Source organism: Pelagibacterium limicola, assembly GCF_015694405.1.
Lineage (GTDB): Bacteria > Pseudomonadota > Alphaproteobacteria > Rhizobiales > Devosiaceae > Pelagibacterium > Pelagibacterium limicola.
In genome coordinates, this window is record NZ_JADQDB010000007.1 from 135,143 (window position 1) to 150,070 (window position 14,928).

Sequence of the window (14,928 nt, forward strand, 5' to 3'; positions counted from 1 at the left end):
AACCCGCCTCGAAGGCGGGTTTTTCAATTCCGGTACAGCGCCGGTCTCAGCCCTGGCGGGCCTTGAAGCGCTTGTTGACCTTGTTGATGATATAGACGCGGCCACGACGGCGGACCAGCTTGTTGTCCCGGTGCCGGGTCATGAGCGCCTTGAGCGAATTGCGGATCTTCATTTCTAGCCTCAGACAATAAGAAAACGGGCGGGGCTCAAGGCGCCGCTTGAAGTTGGCCGGAACATAGGGGCAAAGCCCTCGCCTGTCAACGCGAGTCATGGCGTCCGCAAGCGCGGAATTGGAGCCGCTTGCGCATGGTCCGCAGCCCCCTCTTTAAGCACCCCTTTACGCCAATTCCCGATCCCGGATGCACCAGGGCGCCAACCGGTTTATCGTGTCTGCTGGAACCCGGTGACTTGCCATGTCAAACCCTACCACCACAGTTCCCCCCCTGCCCGACAAGCTCCATATTCTGGTGGCCACCCCCCATCGCGAGTTCGGCTCGGCGCTGGGGGCGATGCTCAAAAGCCTGGGCATAAAGGAAATAGCCAAGGCACACGAAAGCGATGTCGTAGCGAGACTTCTCAGGGCAAACGCCTACGATGCGATAATCCTCGATAGAGCCATGGGACCCGAGGACGGGGTGGCGCTCACCCGGAAGCTGCGCACCAGCGCGGACAGCCCCAACGCCACGGCGCCCATCATCATGATCTCAGGGATATCGGACCGGAAATTCATCGAAATGGCCCGCGACGCAGGCGTAAACGAGTTCATCCGGATGCCGGTCAGCGGGGATATCCTGCACGCCCGGCTCCATGCTGCCTTGAGCCATCCCCGGGAATTCGTCGCCAGCCAAGCCTATTCGGGCCCCGATCGCCGACGCCACAAATTCGAATATCGCGGGCCCGAACGGCGCCAATCGCGCCAACGCGGGTCGTAGGAGGCTTCAGTCGATTTCCTTCCAGCGATGGCACGCCACCAGCCGCCCGGTGGAAATCTCCTCAAGCGGCGGTATGACCTCGGCGCATTTGGTGATGGCGTAGCGGCAGCGCGTGCGGAAGCGGCAGCCCGAGGGCGGGTTGATCGGCGAGGGGATTTCGCCCATCAGCGCCACGATGTTACGTTCGCGCGCCTTCTTGGGATCGGGGATAGGCACGGCGGTCAGCAACGCCTGCGTATAGGGATGCTTGGGGTCGGTATAGAGCTGTTCGCCCGTCGCCAGTTCCGCGATCCGCCCCAGATAAAGTACGAGGATGCGGTCCGATACGTGCCGGACGACCGAAAGGTCGTGACTTATGAAGACCAGCGTAAGGCCGAACTCGTCCTTGAGCTCGGAGAGAAGATTGAGAATCTGCGCCTGGATCGAAACGTCCAGCGCCGACACCGGTTCATCGCAGACGATGAGCTTGGGCTCGGTAATGAGCGCGCGCGCAATCCCGATGCGCTGCGCCTGCCCGCCCGAAAACTCGTGCGGATAGCGGTTGATCATCTCGGGCAAAAGACCCACCGCCTCCATCATCCGGATCACGCGCGCCCGGCGTTCGGTGCGCGAGACGTCCGGGCGCAGGGTCTTGAGCGGATCGGCGATGATCTCGCCTACCGTCATGCGCGGATTGAGCGAAGCGAGCGGATCCTGGAAAATGATCTGCAGGTCCTGGCGTTTCCGGCGCATCTCCTCGGAGCGCAATTCCGTAAGATCCTGCCCAAGCCAGAGCACCTTGCCTTCATCGGGGGCAATGAGTTGGAGGATGCAGCGCCCCAATGTCGATTTCCCGCATCCCGATTCCCCCACGATCCCGAGCGTCTCGCCCTTCTGGACCGTGAAGTTGATGTCCTCGAGCGCGGTCAGCGTCAGCGGACGGCGGAACAGCGACGTGGGGATCGAGAAGGTCTTCTTGAGATTCTCGATTTTGAGCAGCGGGATTTCCGCCGTGACGGCAGGCTCAACAAAACTCATGCCGAACGCTCCTCGGGCAACAATTCGCCTTCATAAAAACATGCCTTCCGGCGCTCGCCTGCCCCGTAGGGCGCAAGCGGTGGACGCTCCTCAAAACACCTTTCGAACCGGAACGCGCAGCGCGGATTGAAAGAACATCCGGGCGGAAGATGCTCGAGGCTGGGTGGCAACCCGCTGATTGGGTTGAGCCGCTGCGCCCTCGATTCGGGGTTGGGCGTCGAGGACAGGAGCCCCAGCGTATAGGGGTGGCGAGGATCGTAGAACAGTTCGTCGACCGCCCCCGTTTCCACCGCCCGCCCCCCATACATCACCATCATCCTGTCGGCGAGACCGGCAACAACCCCCAGATTGTGGGTGATCATCACGAGCGCAGTACCGAAATCGGTGGTGAGTTCCTTGAAGAGATCGAGCATCTGCGCCTGCACGGTCACATCGAGCGCCGTGGTCGGCTCGTCGGCGATGAGAATCTTGGGCCGGCACAAGAGTGCCATGGCAATCATCACGCGCTGCCTCATACCGCCAGAGAGCTCGTGCGGATAGGCCGCCGCCCGTCGTTCCGGCGCTGGAATACCGACCCGCTCAAGCATTTCTATCGATTCCTTGAGCGCCTTTTTCTCGTCATAGCCCTGGTGCTTGACCAGGACCTCCGACAACTGCGTGCGCACCCTGAGCGACGGATTGAGCGAGGTCATCGGATCCTGGAAGATCATCGCGATGTCCTTGCCCCGGTATTTGTCGAGCTTTTCGGGCGCCATGCCGACAAGTTCGACCTCCCCCATCTTCGCCGACCCCGTCGCGCGGCCGTTCCTGGCCAGGAGCCCCATGATGGCGAGAAAGGACTGGCTCTTGCCCGAACCGCTCTCGCCAACCACGGCCAGCGTTTCCCCCGCATGAAGCGAGAAATCGAGGTTGCGCACGGCGTGCACTTCGGAGTCGTGGAGCGCAAAGCTCACATTGAGATCGCGCACATCGAGAACATTGGTCATGTCAACGGTCCTTCGGATCGAGTGCGTCCCGCAAACCGTCTCCGAGATAGGAGAGGCAAAGCAACATCGTTACCAGAACGACGGCAGGAAATACGAGGAGCCACGGCATCACCTCGGCCACCGACGAGCCGTCGGAAATGAGCGTGCCGAGCGACGTCAGCGGTTCCTGCACGCCCAGTCCGAGATAGGAAAGGAAACTTTCGGTGATGATGATCTCGGGGATAGTGAGCGTCGCGTAGATCACCACGGGACCGGCGAGATTGGGCACGATATGGCGCATGATGATGGTGAACGGCTTGGCACCGCTGGCCCGCGCCGCCTCGACGAACTCGCGCTCCTTGAGACTGATTGTCTGTCCGCGCACGATGCGGGCCATCGTCAGCCACTCGATCGCCCCGATCCCGATGAACAGCAGGATCGGCGAGCGGCCGAATATGACGACGAGAATGATGACAAAGAGGATATAGGGCAGGGCGTACATGACGTCGACGAAGCGCATCATCACCGCATCGACCTTGCCGCCGAAATACCCTGCCACCGCACCATAAATGACGCCAATCACCACCGAGACGAGCGTCGCCACCAGCGCAACCACAAGGCTCATCTGGGTGCCCTGCAACGTGCGCGCGAGGAGATCGCGCCCGTTCTGGTCGGTCCCGAAATAATGAGCCTTTTCGAGGTCGGGTGGAGAGCGGAAAGCCGTCCAGTCCACCTGCCCCACACCCCAGGGCACAAAGAAAGGGCCAACAAAGGCGATAATGATGATGCCCACCATCACGAAAAGCGACACCAGTGCCGCCTTGTTGGCGAAGAGCCGGCGCATCGCGTCCTGCGAGAGCGAGCGCCCCTTGGGAGCGTCAAGATTGGCAAGCTTTTCCGCATAGGCGGTCAGCACCGCGTCCTTGCCTGTCAGACCGGCCATCAGCGGTACCTCACTTTTGGGTCGAGCCAGGCATAGACCAGGTCGACGATCAGGTTGAGAATGAGGATCAGGACGACGTAGAAAATTGTCGTTCCCAATACGAGCCCATAATCGCGGTTAAGCGCAGCGTTGACAAAATAGCGCCCGATTCCGGGCAGGCCGAAGACGTTCTCGACCACGAGCGAACCGGTCAGGAGATAGGAAAGCCCCGGCCCCAGATAGGAGACGACGGGTATGAGTGCAGGCTTGAGCGCATGGCGCGCCAGCACCAGCCGGGAGCCCAAGCCTTTGGCCCTGGCGGTGCGCACATAATTGGTGCCCAGCGTCTCGATCATCGACCCACGCATCAGCCGCGAAATGCGCGCCGCGTGGGGCCAGGACAGAACGAGGACCGGCAGGATGAGATGCGGAATGGAAAATCCAGGCCACCCGCCCGCCGGCAGCCACTTCAAATGGACGCCGAACGCAAGCTGGAGTAACGCAGCCATCAGGAAGTTGGGAATGATCAGCCCGATCATCACCGCCAGCACAAGGAGGTAGTCGGGCCATTTGTTCTGGTAAACCGCCGCAACGGCGCCCGCGAGCATTCCGGCCGCCGTCGCAAAGACGAACGCCGTCATGCCCAGCATCAGCGTAAACGGCATCCCGATGGCCAGAAGCTGGCTCACCGAGAAATCGTAGGATGTCATCGAAGGGCCGAGATCGCCCCGCAACACCCCACTCAGGTAAATCCAGTATTGCTCCCAGAGAGGCTTATCGAGGTTGTAGTGCGCCATCACGTTCTGGAGAACGGTAGGGGGGAGCGGACGTTCGCCGTCGAACGGGCCGCCCGGCGCAAGGCGCAGGATCACGAAACAGACCGTGATCGCGATTAACATGATTGGAAGCGCCGAAAGCACCCGGCGCAGCGCATAGTTGATCATGGTGGCTCACCGATCTCGCATCCGGCAGCGTGCGCCCGATGCGGCAAAAACCGATAGGGGTGCAGGACGCATCGTCTGCGCCTTGCACCCCTCGACGTCAGGAGACTATTCCGACTTGGAAAGCCAACGCGTGCGGTGGATGTCCTTGGCGTTGTCTTCATAGCCCGAAATGGCCGGGGAGACGACGTTCTTGGACACGTAGTAGTAGATCGGGATGCCGGCAGTTTCGCCCATCGCGATCTCTTCGGCCTGCCGGAGCACTTCGGCGCGAGCATCCATGTCGGTGATCAGGGCGCTCTCACGCAGCAGTTCATCATACTCGGCGTTGTTGTAGCGGCCGTAGTTGTAGCCGATGTCCGAACGGAGCAGTTCGAGCATGTTGATGGCATCGTTGTAGTCCATCAGCCAGCCAGCGCGGCCGACGCCGTCGAAGTCGTTATTCTGAAGCGCGTCGTAGTGAACTGCCACTTCGGAGTTGAACAATTCGACATCGACATACAGCGGCTCCCACATGGCCGCGATGGCCACGGCGATACGCCGGTGGTTTTCGTTGGTGTTATACTTGAGCTGCAGGTTGAGACGGTTGCTCGCTGAATAGCCGGCCTCTTCCATCAGCGAAATAGCCTGCGCGACGCGCTCGCCATATTCGAGATCGGCCCAGTCGGGACGGTATTCGTCGAAGTCGTAGTTCGCCGTTCCCGGAGGCACCCAGCCATAGGCCGGCAATTCACCTGTGCCAAGAATATCGGGGCCGATGATCTCACGGTTGATCGACATGGACAGAGCCTGACGCACGTTCGGATCGGCAAGCTCTTCCTTGTTGTGGTTGACCACGTAGTAGTAGAGTCCGAGGAACGGTGCGACATGCGCCTGGCCAGGATACTGATCCTGCAGGAGCTGGTACTGGTCGGCGGGGAAATCGGTGAGAATGTCGAACTCGCCGGCACGGTAGCGTGCGAGCGCAGCCGAAATATCGTCCATCGAATAGTAGACGACTTCATCGATCTGGACATTCTCGGCGTCGTAATAGGTCTCGGACTTTACCGCCCGGATATGGCTGTTGGGAATCCACTCGACGATCTGGTAAGCGCCATTGCCAACGATGTTCTCAGGCCGGATCCACTCCGAACCATGCTGTTCGACGACATGCCGGGGAACCGGATAGGCGGTGTAGTGCGTCAGCGCGTCGAGGAAGTACGGCGCCGGCGCCTCGAGCGTGAACTCGATGGTCTTGTCGTCGATGACACGGATGCCGACCTCATCGAGCGGAACATCGCCCGCATTGGCCGCCTCGGCGTTCTTGATCGGATATTGCAGATAAGCGTAGTCCGCAGCGGTCTCCGGATCGAACAGGCGCTTGAACGCAAAATCGAAATCCTGCGCGGTGACGGGGGTACCATCGGACCAGACCGCATCGTCGCGAATGGTGAAGGTATAGACGAGACCATCGTCAGAAACCGTATAGCTGGATGCCTGGCCCGGGATCGGCTCCGCATGGGCATCTTCGGTCATCAGGCCTTCAATGTAATCGCCTACAATGCGGTTTTCCCAGTCGCCCGACACGCGGTGCGGATCGAGCGAAGCCGGCTCACCGCCGTTGAACGAGTGCAGCGTTACGGCAAGCGCCGAGCCGGACATGGCTAAAGCCATGAGGCCGGCCAACAGGCCGCCCTTTATAACCGTTCGAAATTGCATGATGATCGTCTCCTTTGTTGGACGTTTCAGTGTTTCCGACCCATGGCCACCCTCTTTTGAAACGGGATGGCTATTATTGCGATGCTTGAGGAAAAACCGTTCCCTTCCTGCAACGGAACGGAGCGTATCCTTGCTCAATTCCCGTTTGCAAGCATTAATCTATGCCCTTTCTACAATCGCTGCGACACCCATGCCCCCGGCCGTACAAACCGAAAGCAGCGCTCGCGATTTATCGAGCGTATTCAGCATCTTGGCGGTCATCCCGAGGATGCGGGCACCGGTGGCCGCGAAGGGGTGTCCATAAGCGAGCGAGGACCCCATTACGTTTATTTTATCAACAGGAATTGTGCCCAGCGGCTCCTCGCGCCCCAGTACCGACCGGTTGTAGCCTGGATCTTCCCATGCCTTGAGCGAGCACAGAACCTGCGCGGCGAACGCCTCGTGGAGCTCAAACAGATCGATATCGCCGAAGGTGAGCCGCGAACGGCGCATGAGGTCGGACACCGCGATGGTGGGCGCCATCAGCAACCCGTCGCCATGGGCAAAATCGTTCGCCGAAACCGCACCCATCGTAAGATAGGCGAGGATCGGTAAGCCTCGCTCTTTCGCCCAATCCTCGCTCGCGAGCAGCACCGAAGAGGCGCCGTCGGTCAACGGGGTGGAGTTGGCCGCAGTCAACGTGCCCTTGCCCGACCTCTTGTCGAAGGCTGGCTTCATCGTCGCCATCTTGTCGAGCGTTGTGTCGGGGCGGATGTTGTTGTCCTTGACGATCCCTGCGCAGGGCACGACGAGATCGTCGTGAAAGCCCTCTTCGTAGGCGCGTGCCGCGTTCTGGTGGCTTCTTAGCGCCACCTCGTCCTGCGCCTCGCGGGTGATCCCCCATTCCTTTGCCATTAGCTCGCAATGCTCGCCCATCGAGAGCCCGGTGCGCGGCTCCTGCGTTGAAGGTGCGACGGGGGTGATCTCGCCGAAATTGAAGCCCTTGAAGGCCGCCAATCTCTCACCGGCGGTCCGAGCGCGCGAAAGCGCGATCATGCGCTTTTGCATCTTGGGCCCGAGAACCACTGGGCTGTCGGAAACAGTGTCCGAGCCCCCTGCTATTGCGCTGTCGATCTCGCCGGTGGCGATCTTGGCCCCGAGCAGCAACGCCGCCTGCAGCGAGGTGCCGCAAGCGATCTGCATGGTCGTGCCTGGCGTCATCGGGGAGAGCCCCGCATCGAGCAGGGCCTCGCGCGCGAGGTTGAAGTCGCGCGAATGGGATATGACGGCGCCAGCCGCGACCTCGCCGATCCGCTCGCCCTTGAGCCCGTATTTGTCGGCCAGCCCGCCGATGGCGGTGGCCAGCATCGAAAGGTTGGTCTCGTTCTCATAGCCCGTATAGGCACGGCAGAAGGGAATGCGCGCGCTGCCGACAATGGCCACTCTGCGAAGGGTCTGTGTCATGGTGCTGCTCATGCCTTTCCATCCTGCCGTGCCTTGAGCGGTCCGCCGAGGAATGGCGCGAACCCGGTGCCAAGGATCATGCCGATATCGGCATGATCGGTATTTTCAACCACGCCCTGTGCAACGATCTCCTCGGTCGCATCCACGAGGGGCTGGACGAGATCGCGTCCGAGCCCCGGCAGGTTCGCATGGGCCGGCGGTTTCTGTTTTTGCGGCTTGCCGTCTACCCACTTGTAAAAGCCTTCGCCGGTCTTCCGCCCGAGCTTGCCGGCAGCGATGAGTTTGGCGAACTTGCTGTCCTCGGACACCTTCTGCCCGAGTTCGCGCGCCACGGAAGCGCCCACGTCGAGACCAACGGTATCCATCAATTCGATCGGCCCCATCGGCATCCCGAAGGCGACGGCAGCCGCATCTAGCTGCTCGGGGCTTTCGCCCTTTTCCACCCGATCCACGGCTTCGAGCATGTAGGGCATTAGCGCCCGGTTGACGAGGAAGCCCGGCGCGGACTTTACCACCACCGGCGACTTGCCCATGGCGAGGACGAACGACGCACCCTTGCGGATCGCCGCGTCGTCATTGAGTGTCGAGCGGATGACCTCGACCAGCGGCAACTGTGCCACGGGATTGAAGAAATGCAACCCGATCAATCGCGAGGGATTGTCGAGCTTTTCTGCGATGCGCTCGAGCTCGATCGAAGAGGTGTTGGTCGCCATGATCGCATCAGGCTTCATGCGTTTTTCCGCCGCCCCGAAAATCTGCTGCTTGACCTCGAGCTTTTCAACAACCGCTTCGATGAGCACATCGGCACGTGGGATACCTCTGCCCTCAACGTCCGCTTCAAGGCGTGCCATGGCGGCCTCCACGGCCTGCCTGGTCTTGAGCCGCTTCTTAAAGAGCGACTTGGCGCGGTCGAGAGCGGGCTTGATGCGGTCGAGATCCATATCCTGGAGCGTCACCGCCATGCCGCGCATCGCGCACCATGCAGCAATATCGCCCCCCATGACCCCGGCACCGACGACATGCACGCGCGAGAAGCTCGGCCTGTCCTTACCCTTGGCCCCGAGCTTCTTGAGGCTTTCGGAAAGAAAGAACACCCGGCGCAGGTTCTGCGCGGTCGGCGAACCCATGAGCGGTATGAAAGCATCGATCTCGGCCCTCATCATCGCCTGGGGATTGTCGCCGTGCTTTTCAAAGAGGTCGATCAACGCAAAGGGCGCAGGGTAATGCGCCTTGTTGACCTTCTTTGCGGTCTCGGTGCGCATCTTCTCGGCCACCCGGCCTCGCATCGGCCCCATCGCCATCACGCGCTTGCCAAAGGGTGCCGACGCGGATTTGCGTTTGGAAAGGATCGCCTTGCGCGCTTCCCAGCGCAGCATGTCGGGATGCCGCACGAGCTTGTCGACGAGGTTCAGTCGCCGCGCGGCGCCGGCGGAAAGATTGCGGCCTGTCAGCATCAATTGCATGGCATCAAGCGGCCCGGCCTGACGGATCGAACGGCCCGTTCCGGCAAAACCGGGAAAAATACCGAGCTTGACCTCGGGAAAGCCGAGCTTGGTCGTATCGTCGTTGACCGCGATGCGATAATGGCTGGCCAGGGCCAGTTCGAGCCCTCCCCCGACACAGAAACCCGATATTCCGGCCACGAAGGGCACCGGCAAATCCTCTATTCGCTGGAACAGCGCATGCGTGAACCTGAGCGCTTCGGGCAGTATGGCGGGGTCGCTCATCGAATCGAATTCCGAAATATCCGCCCCGGCGATGAACCCCGGCTTGCCCGACAAAAGCGCGACCCCGGCGATCGAACCGGCTTTGACAAGGTTTTCGACGTGGGAAATGACCGCATCGAGTTCGGTCAACACTTCGCGGCTCAACACGTTAACCGGCGATTCCGCCACATCGAGGATCAGCCAGCCGATCCCTTCGACATCGACCGAAAAGCGCCAGTGGCGCAGATTGGAAATATCGGATTGTGCCAAGGCTCGTTCCTTTCGAGGGTTCAGCGGTTGGGCACGAAGATTTAAAAGGCCCCGCTAGCCGCCTATTCGGCGGCTGCGGTGATGCCGTTTGCTGGAGCAATTTGCGGTCGGGCGAGTTCGTCGGCGGCGAAATCGTCGACGCGGACGACACGGTCGGTTGCATCGTCGGCGATACGCAGGATCGCGGCCTCCTCGACCGTGAGCACGCCGGCCGCGACCGCGTCATCGATCGCATCGCGGTCGAGACGACGGTGAATCGCGCCCCGCTTGATGGCGCGGAAGAATTTCTTCTCGATCTCGGCCGCCGCCTCGACCTTGATCAACGCATCTTCGAGCAGCCCCATGCGGTCGTTGGGGTCGAAACTGACATAGACCCCGCGGGTCAGCCGGTCGCGCAGGACAGACTGGCCGAGCACCGAGCGGGCGAGGCGGAAATTGTCGCGATCCCTCGCCGGGCGCGCATGGCGACCGAGCGGGAAGATGAAGAAATTGAGCGCAAAGCGCATGAAGGGATTGGGGAAATTGTCGACGACTTCGCCCAGCGCCTTTTCCACCCCCGCAATGCGATCGCGCGCGATGGCGTCGATGATCGCGATGTCCTCGGGCATCCGTCCATCATCCTCGAAACGTTTGAGCGCCGTCGAAAGCAGGTAGAGATCGGAGAACGCATCGGCCATGCGACCCGAAAGCATCTGCTTGCGCTTGAGGTCGCCCCCAAGGAAGGCAACTGTCCAGTCGCCGGCCAAGGCAAAACTCTGCGAATAGCGGTGCAACTGCCGATACCAGCCCTTGAGCTCGTGTTCGACCGGGCTCGAGGCAAAGCGCCCGAAGGTGAGGTTGTGCCAGAAGGAGGCGATCATGTTGCGCAGCATGAAGCCCAAATGGCCGGAAAAGGCAGCGTCGAACGCCTTGAGCCCGGCACGTTTGTCCGGGTTCTGCGCCGCCTCGACTTCCCTCAGCAGATAGGGGTGGGCGCGGAGCGCGCCCTGCGCGAAGGTGATGAGTGTGCGCGTCAGAATATTGGCGCCCTCCACGGTAATCGCGACGGGGACGTTGGAATAGCCCGAAAACAGGTAGTTCGAGGGACCGTCCTGCACCGCGCGGCCCCCATGGATATCCATCGCATCGTCTATCCGGTGCCGCATCTCGTCGGTCGTGCGATATTTGAGTGCCGCCGATATCACCGCAGGCTTCTGCCCGTCATCGACGATCGCCGCCGTAACCGAGCGCGAGGCTTCAAACTGGTAAGCGGATTTCACTAGACGCGCCATGCCCTCGCCAACACCTTCCATCATGCCGATGGCGATGCCGAACTGGCGGCGGATGCGGGCGTAGGCCGAGGTCGCGCGCAGCGCGGCCTTGATCGAAACCGTGCCGATGGCCGGGAGCGAGATAGCCCTACCGGTGGAGAGACACTCCATCAGCATCCGCCAGCCCTGCCCGGCATAATCGGGGCCACCGATCAGGAAATCGAGCGGGATGAACACCTCCTTGCCCGACGTCGGACCGTTCATGAAGGCGGCGCGTGCCGGAAAGTGGCGGCGGCCGATATTGACGCCGGGATAATCGGCGGGGATGAGCGCGAGCGTGATGCCCACCTCTTCGCCCTTGCCCAGATGATTGTCAGGGTCATAGAGGTTGAACGCCACGCCAAGCAGCGTCGCGACGGGGGCGAGTGTGATGTAGCGCTTGTCCCAGGAGAGCCTAACCCCGAGGACGGTCTTGCCCTCGTATTCCCCATGAGTGACGACGCCGACATCGCGCATCCCAGCCGCGTCAGAGCCGGCGTGAGGACCGGTGAGTGCAAAGCAGGGAATTTCCAGTCCCTTGGCGAGACGGTGGAGATATTTCCCCTGCTGCTCGGGCGTGCCGTATTTTTCCAGCAGCTCGCCCGGACCCAGAGAGTTGGGCACCATCACGGTGATGCCCGCTGCCACCGAGCGCGAGGCGATCTTTGATACGACCTGGCTCTGCGCCTGCGCCGAAAAGCCCAGGCCTCCGTGCTCCTTGCCGATGAGCATGCCGAGGAAGCCCTTGTCCTTCAGGAACTGCCAGACTTCGGGGGGAAGATCGAGGCGATTGTGGCGCGTGTCCCAATCGTCGATCATCGCGCAAACCTCTTCGCACGGGCCATCGAGGAAAGCCTGTTCCTCTTCGGTCAAGTCGGGCTTGCGGATGTCGAGGAGCTTGTCCCAATCGGGACGACCCGAGAAGATTTCGGCGTCCCAGCCGATCGTCCCCGCATCAAGCGCTTCCTGCTCGGTGCGGGAGATGCGCGGCAGTATGGCCTTGACCATGCGATAGGCGGGCCCTGTAAGCACCGCGCGCCGGACGGCACCGATCGAAAGCAACCCGAGGATCACTGCAGGCAAGAGGGCCAGCGCCCACCCGGCGATCGAGTTCGAGAACGCAAGCCCGTCTTCGGCCCGGAGCATTGCAAGTGTGCCCAGGATCAGGGCCGCAAGCGCCCATTGCCAAAGCGGGGACTGACGGATGGCCAAAACGAAAAATGCAACGATAGAAAGAACGAGTATTGCCCAACCCATCTGACAGTCCTCCTCGACTGGCCGGGGCTTGGCGGAAGCATCCCGGCAGGTTCGAAATCGGGGCAGTCAATACCGGTCTCGGTTCTTCAGTGCCGGCAATTTCCCCTATTGGTACAGCATACACGCATAGACGTTAACGTCAATCTATTGCCTTATGCGTCAAATTGAACGCCCTCCTCGGCCGGCAGTCGAAAAAACCCGCCGAACGGCAACGCTGTACGGCTGCATCGGGTTGCACCCAATCGAACGCGATGCCGCTCCGCACAGAAGCGTCAGTCATGCTGCCCTAGGTAACTTATTTGACGCTTACGTCAGCCTATGACATATTTCATTTGAGGAGAAGGGTAAAAAGCCCGCCCGGAGGAGAACAGCCATGACCGATACCACGTCCACTGCCCCTCGCCCCTGGATCAAGTCCTACCCCGAGGGCATCGACTGGCAGAACGGCATCGTCACCACGCCCGTTCATGAGCAGTTTCTCGCCTCATGCGCCAAAATGGGCGATGTCACGGCCATCGATTTCCTCGGCGCCACCACAAGTTATCGGGAACTGAGCACGAAGGTGAATGCGCTCGCGGGCGCACTCCAGAAGGAGCTCGGCATCAAGAAGGGCGACCGCGTAGCCTTGCTCCTGCCCAATACGCCCTATTATGTGATTGCCTACATGGCCGTGCTGCGCACCGGTGCCACCGTCGTCAACTGCAACCCGCTCTATTCGCTCCACGAGCTCACCCACATCGTCTCCAATGCCGGCGCGGACGTGATGATCACCCTCGACCTCAAGGTGACGTTCGATAACGCTGAAAAGCTCGTGGCGCAGGGCCACATCAAGAAGCTGATCGTCGCGCATTTCCCCGATGTGCTACCGGGGCTCAAGAAATTCCTCTTCAAACTTGTCAAGCGCAAGGATCTTGCCCACCCCACCCGGTCACCGGCCGCTGGCGCGGTCATAGGCTTTGCCGATCTGATCGCGAAAAACGCCGCGCCCGCCCCGGTCGAGATCGATGCGGAAAAAGACGTTGCGGTCCAGCAATATACGGGCGGCACGACAGGCATCCCCAAGGGTGCGATGCTCTCGCATGCCAATATCGCGGCCAATATGAGCCAGATCGACAAATGGGGCGACGGGCTGTTCTATCCTCCCTCCAAGATCCTGGCGGTCCTGCCCTTCTTCCATATCTTTGCGATGACGGTGTGCATGAACGTGCCTTTGTGCTCGGGCGCTCAGGTGATCATGTTTCCCCGCTTCGAGATGAAGACCTTCCTTGCGACCCTCAAGCGCACGCGGGCCAATGTATTGCCGGCCGTGCCGACCCTGCTGCATGCGCTGGCGACAAAGCCCGAGGCGACCCCCGAACTGCTATCCTCGATCGAGGTGGCCATCTCCGGCGGCGCGGGTCTGCCCAACGAGACGCGCGACGCTTTTGCACTCAAATCCAAGGCCTTGCTTGCCGAAGGCTATGGCTTGACCGAAACCTCGCCGGTCGTCGCCTGCGCCGCGCTACGCAAGCCGTCCAAACGCGGGTCGATTGGCCTGCCGCTGCCCGGAACCGACGTCCGGTTCGTGAGCCTTGAGGATCCCGAAACGGAAGTGCCGTTGGGCGAGCGCGGCGAACTTGCCGTCAAAGGCCCCCAGGTCATGCTCGGCTACTACGAGAACGAGGAAGCCACCAGGGAGGTCTTCACGGCCAATGGCTACCTGCGTACCGCGGACGTTGGCTATATGGACGAGGATGGCTATCTCTTCCTTGTCGACCGCATCAAGGACCTTATCATCTGCTCGGGCTTTAACGTCTATCCGCGCGCCATCGAGGATGCGATCTACCGTCACCCGGCGGTGGACGAAACCAATGTCATCGGCGTAAAGGACGACTATCGCGGTGAGGCTCCCATCGCTTACGTCAAGCTCAAGCAAGGCGAAACCCTCGACGAGGATACGCTGATGGCGTTCCTCAAGGAGCAGCTCTCCAAGCTCGAAATGCCGCGCGAAATCATCTTCCGTGACGAGCTGCCCAAAACCATGATCGGCAAGCTCTCCAAAAAAGACCTTCGGGAAGACTATGAGCGAACCAAGGGTAAATGAGTTGAGCACCGTCGACGCCGAAAAAACCGAGCTGTTCGCCATTGCCGATCTGGCCAAGGAGTTCGGGATTTCGACCCGTGCCATCCGCTTCTACGAAGCCAAGGGGCTCCTTCAGCCTGAACGCGTCGGGGGGACGCGCGTGTTCCGCCGCCGCGATCGCGCGCGGCTGATCCTCATCCTGCGCGGGAAGCGGCTCGGCTTCTCGCTGCGCGACATTTCCGAATATCTGAGCCTTTACGACGCCGATGGCTCCCGAACCGCCCAGCATACACTGCTGGTGGAAAAGGTGGACGAGCGCCTCGCCCTGTTGCGCCGACAGCTCGATGATCTGAAGACCACGATCGACGAATTGTTGGAAATCCGATCACTCGCCGACGAGCGGCTTCACTCGCAAGGCTGACAGCC

12 protein-coding genes are annotated in these 14,928 nt (G+C 61.1%); 3 read left to right on the top strand and 9 right to left on the bottom strand.

The window, feature by feature from the left end:
* Nucleotides 1-46: 46 nt before the first annotated feature.
* Entirely contained in the window at nt 47-172 is a 126-nt protein-coding gene (ykgO, locus tag I2G20_RS15095; RefSeq protein WP_116655134.1) for a type B 50S ribosomal protein L36, read from the bottom strand.
* Between the two features lie 241 nt (nt 173-413).
* Between ykgO and I2G20_RS15100 the strand changes: the two genes are divergently transcribed.
* Complete coding sequence (locus I2G20_RS15100) at nt 414-932, top strand: response regulator transcription factor (RefSeq protein WP_196260570.1); 519 nt, start codon at nt 414-416, stop codon at nt 930-932.
* 6 nt (nt 933-938) lie between these two features.
* Here I2G20_RS15100 and I2G20_RS15105 read toward each other — a convergent pair whose 3' ends face one another.
* The 8 genes from I2G20_RS15105 to I2G20_RS15140 form a co-directional block, all read right to left on the bottom strand.
* Nucleotides 939-1,949 carry an ABC transporter ATP-binding protein gene (locus tag I2G20_RS15105; RefSeq protein ID WP_196260571.1) on the bottom strand — a complete coding sequence of 337 codons (1,011 nt, stop codon included), beginning with the start codon at nt 1,947-1,949 and terminating at the stop codon, nt 939-941.
* Nucleotides 1,946-2,935, bottom strand: a complete 990-nt coding sequence (locus I2G20_RS15110; RefSeq protein WP_196260572.1) for an ABC transporter ATP-binding protein — start codon at nt 2,933-2,935, stop codon at nt 1,946-1,948. The genes I2G20_RS15105 and I2G20_RS15110 overlap by 4 nt, the downstream gene beginning before the upstream one ends.
* 1 nt (nt 2,936) lies before the next feature.
* Entirely contained in the window at nt 2,937-3,857 is a 921-nt protein-coding gene (locus I2G20_RS15115) for an ABC transporter permease (RefSeq protein ID WP_196260573.1), read from the bottom strand.
* The gene (locus I2G20_RS15120; RefSeq protein WP_196260574.1) at nt 3,857-4,780 is read right to left on the bottom strand and encodes an ABC transporter permease; all 924 of its coding nucleotides are present in this window, start codon (nt 4,778-4,780) and stop codon (nt 3,857-3,859) included. The genes I2G20_RS15115 and I2G20_RS15120 overlap by 1 nt, the downstream gene beginning before the upstream one ends.
* 105 nt (nt 4,781-4,885) lie before the next feature.
* Complete coding sequence (locus tag I2G20_RS15125; RefSeq protein WP_196260575.1) at nt 4,886-6,475, bottom strand: peptide ABC transporter substrate-binding protein; 1,590 nt, start codon at nt 6,473-6,475, stop codon at nt 4,886-4,888.
* Between the two features lie 159 nt (nt 6,476-6,634).
* Complete coding sequence (locus I2G20_RS15130) at nt 6,635-7,918, bottom strand: acetyl-CoA C-acetyltransferase (RefSeq protein WP_196260576.1); 1,284 nt, start codon at nt 7,916-7,918, stop codon at nt 6,635-6,637.
* Nucleotides 7,919-7,926: 8 nt separating this feature from the next.
* The gene (locus tag I2G20_RS15135) at nt 7,927-9,894 is read right to left on the bottom strand and encodes a 3-hydroxyacyl-CoA dehydrogenase NAD-binding domain-containing protein (RefSeq protein WP_196260577.1); all 1,968 of its coding nucleotides are present in this window, start codon (nt 9,892-9,894) and stop codon (nt 7,927-7,929) included.
* A 62-nt stretch (nt 9,895-9,956) separates the two neighbouring features.
* Nucleotides 9,957-12,440, bottom strand: a complete 2,484-nt coding sequence (locus I2G20_RS15140; protein WP_196260578.1) for an acyl-CoA dehydrogenase — start codon at nt 12,438-12,440, stop codon at nt 9,957-9,959.
* A 373-nt stretch (nt 12,441-12,813) separates the two neighbouring features.
* Here I2G20_RS15140 and I2G20_RS15145 point away from each other — a divergent pair, with 373 nt between their 5' ends.
* Entirely contained in the window at nt 12,814-14,523 is a 1,710-nt protein-coding gene (locus I2G20_RS15145) for a long-chain-fatty-acid--CoA ligase (protein ID WP_196260579.1), read from the top strand.
* Nucleotides 14,501-14,923 (top strand): MerR family transcriptional regulator, encoded by a 423-nt coding sequence (locus tag I2G20_RS15150; protein WP_196260580.1) that lies wholly within the window; start codon nt 14,501-14,503, stop codon nt 14,921-14,923. The genes I2G20_RS15145 and I2G20_RS15150 overlap by 23 nt, the downstream gene beginning before the upstream one ends.
* Nucleotides 14,924-14,928 lie beyond the last annotated feature (5 nt).

Excerpts from the sequence above, each read along its gene's own strand:
- I2G20_RS15105 (WP_196260571.1), bottom strand. The coding sequence starts at position 1,949 with ATGAGTTTTGTTGAGCCTGCCGTCACGGCGGAAATCCCGCTGCTCAAA.
- I2G20_RS15120 (WP_196260574.1), bottom strand. The coding sequence starts at position 4,780 with ATGATCAACTATGCGCTGCGCCGGGTGCTTTCGGCGCTTCCAATCATG.
- I2G20_RS15115 (WP_196260573.1), bottom strand. The coding sequence starts at position 3,857 with ATGGCCGGTCTGACAGGCAAGGACGCGGTGCTGACCGCCTATGCGGAA.
- I2G20_RS15100 (WP_196260570.1), top strand. The coding sequence starts at position 414 with ATGTCAAACCCTACCACCACAGTTCCCCCCCTGCCCGACAAGCTCCAT.
- I2G20_RS15140 (WP_196260578.1), bottom strand. The coding sequence starts at position 12,440 with ATGGGTTGGGCAATACTCGTTCTTTCTATCGTTGCATTTTTCGTTTTG.
- I2G20_RS15150 (WP_196260580.1), top strand. The coding sequence starts at position 14,501 with ATGAGCGAACCAAGGGTAAATGAGTTGAGCACCGTCGACGCCGAAAAA.
- I2G20_RS15145 (WP_196260579.1), top strand. The coding sequence starts at position 12,814 with ATGACCGATACCACGTCCACTGCCCCTCGCCCCTGGATCAAGTCCTAC.
- I2G20_RS15130 (WP_196260576.1), bottom strand. The coding sequence starts at position 7,918 with ATGACACAGACCCTTCGCAGAGTGGCCATTGTCGGCAGCGCGCGCATT.
- ykgO (WP_116655134.1), bottom strand. The coding sequence starts at position 172 with ATGAAGATCCGCAATTCGCTCAAGGCGCTCATGACCCGGCACCGGGAC.
- I2G20_RS15125 (WP_196260575.1), bottom strand. The coding sequence starts at position 6,475 with ATGCAATTTCGAACGGTTATAAAGGGCGGCCTGTTGGCCGGCCTCATG.
- I2G20_RS15110 (WP_196260572.1), bottom strand. The coding sequence starts at position 2,935 with ATGACCAATGTTCTCGATGTGCGCGATCTCAATGTGAGCTTTGCGCTC.